The sequence below is a fragment of the Terriglobus sp. 2YAB30_2 genome (genome assembly GCF_052114765.1).
Taxonomy (GTDB): Bacteria; Acidobacteriota; Terriglobia; order Terriglobales; family Acidobacteriaceae; genus Terriglobus.
Genome location: NZ_JBFRFJ010000054.1, coordinates 1 through 2189 on the forward strand (window position 1 = coordinate 1; position 2189 = coordinate 2189).

The 2189-nt window shown below is 60.6% G+C and carries 1 protein-coding gene; it reads right to left on the reverse strand.

The annotated features are described in order from the left end of the window. Nucleotides 1–2153: hypothetical protein (locus AB4Y89_RS24480; protein ID WP_442303563.1), on the reverse strand; the 2153-nt coding region annotated here is incomplete at its 3' end. Nucleotides 2154–2189 lie beyond the last annotated feature (36 nt).

Below are 2189 nucleotides of genomic sequence, written 5' to 3' on the forward strand. Positions count from 1 at the left end.
GGATCGGTCTTCTTCGGAGTCGCTTGCGCGGGCGTGAATTGCGGAATCCTTTCCGCGCTTCGCTGGAACCCGGCCGCATAGGCGCGAAGATAGTAATCCCGGAACTCGGTCAACGAAGTCGTCCAGTAGAAAAACCCGTCACCCGCCATTTTTCCGACCGCGTCCTCGTCCCAGGGRCCACCGTCGGCCGGGGCCGRTTCCGCCGGCATGCCRTAAGGGGTGCCGGCCAACCAACCGGCCGCAAATGCCAACTCCATCCCCATCGCCACCATACCCTTGTGCAGCGCGGCCGACTTGTCCTGAAAACTTTTATAAGCTTCGGCTGCCTTGTCCGCCGAATCACCYGTCCACCCGACCGTCGACCCAGCGAACGCCATCTCCAAATTGGTTGTGAGCTTTTCGACCGAAACCCTGAYCTCCTGCCCATACCAAATCCATCTCTCCCCGGCCAAGCGGATCGAGCCCGGTTCGATGCTTTCGCCCAGGTCCCACAGCTCATACCAGCCCATCCTGTCGGCATGCGGCGGTTTTAGACCGGACTGCCGGAACTCCACACCCACACTATCGGAATCGAATGTCTTCACCTCGTACCCAGTTTTGTCATTACGCCCCTTCTCGAACACCGCGGCGGTAAGCCTCTTCGCCTCCCCCTCTTCCGGACCGCGTTCAGACCAGTTACGTACCTCCGGAATACGGAACCCCCTTGGCATAGCAGACTCCAGAATGGCGAAGCTACGAGCGTTACGCTCCTCTGTTACCTTGATAAGCTTGCCCGCCACGAGATACAGCTCCCGCATATGATGCACCGTCTCCCGGTGCGCCTTCAGCACCGTGCGTAACTCCCCGACCCGGTCCAGGAAAACCTGCCCGAGCTCGACCCCCTTTCCCCCCGGCAAACGACCGAACCCATTCACATCGAAAGATAGAAAGCCGCTACCACTCTCACCAACAGAAGACGTGATATCACTCAACACCCCCTCGAACTCCGCCAACGCTCTAGCGGCATCCGTCGCAGTCGACCCCTCGATCGAAAACTTCTTACCACCACCGCGCCCCGCATCCTTCGTGCCGGACAGCAGGTGGTCCTGCGGCGTCTGCACCAGTGGCTCGATCACCGGTGCAAGCGGAAGCGGTCCGGGAGGGTCACCGGATGGCGAAAACAGATTCGTGTGGCGGTCCGGCGTGGGTTCGGGCCCGGTTGGGCTGGGCGCGGCACTTCCGCTGTTGTCCGGCCGCCGCTCCGGGGCCTTCGACTCATCCGAGTTGTTCGGCTGATGGGTGTCATCCGGGTCGGCCGGGTGCGCGTCGACGGGAGGCGCCTCAGGAACCGGCGCGCCTGGGTGTTCCATCTGACTCGCTGCGGCAATCCCCGCCTGGATGATGGCCTGCACTCCTTGGCCAGCCGTTTGTGCGAACACACCTGCCGCCAGCGCGATTCCGGCCAGCGCCGCCGTTCCGTCCTGGGCTCCCGGTTGCTGTTGACCGGGCGAGCCAGCTCCTTGCTGACCAGTAGTTTGTTGACTGCTGGTTTCACCCGGACCGAGTGGCAACGGCGCCGGTTCGGTGGATTTCTCGGCCTTGTTGCCCTCGGTGATGGCGTTCTGCCCGGCCCGGACCTCATTCTTCCCCTGCGTTATCAATTCCTTTCCCTGCGTTATCAAATTCTTTCCCTGCGTTATCTCCTTCTTTCCCCGATCAATAAGCGCGTCCCCCTCCTTGACCCGCCCCTTCGACTTCAAATCGAGGCCGCGCGCGACGTCCGATTGCCCCTGCTTAATCTTCTTGACACCGTCATTGATATTCTGAATGCCCTGATCGATCTTATTGGCGTCCTTGTCGACGTCCCGAACTTCCGGTTGGGTCTTATTGGACTCCTTGCCGGTGTCTTGGTCGCCGTTGGTTTGTTGGTTGTCGGTTATCCGTTGTCCTGGAAGATCGCCCGTCCTTCTTTGATCGTTCTTCTTCCGCGGATCGTTCTTCTTCCGTGGATCGTTCTTCTTCCGCGGATCGGTCTTCTTCCGCGGATCGGTCTTCTTCCGTGGATCGGTCTTCTTCGGAGTCGCTTGCGCGGGCGTGAATTGCGGAATCCTTTCCGCGCTTCGCTGGAACCCGGCCGCATAGGCGCGAAGATAGTAATCCCGGAACTCGGTCAACGAAGTCGTCCAGTAGAAAAACCCGTCACCCGCCAT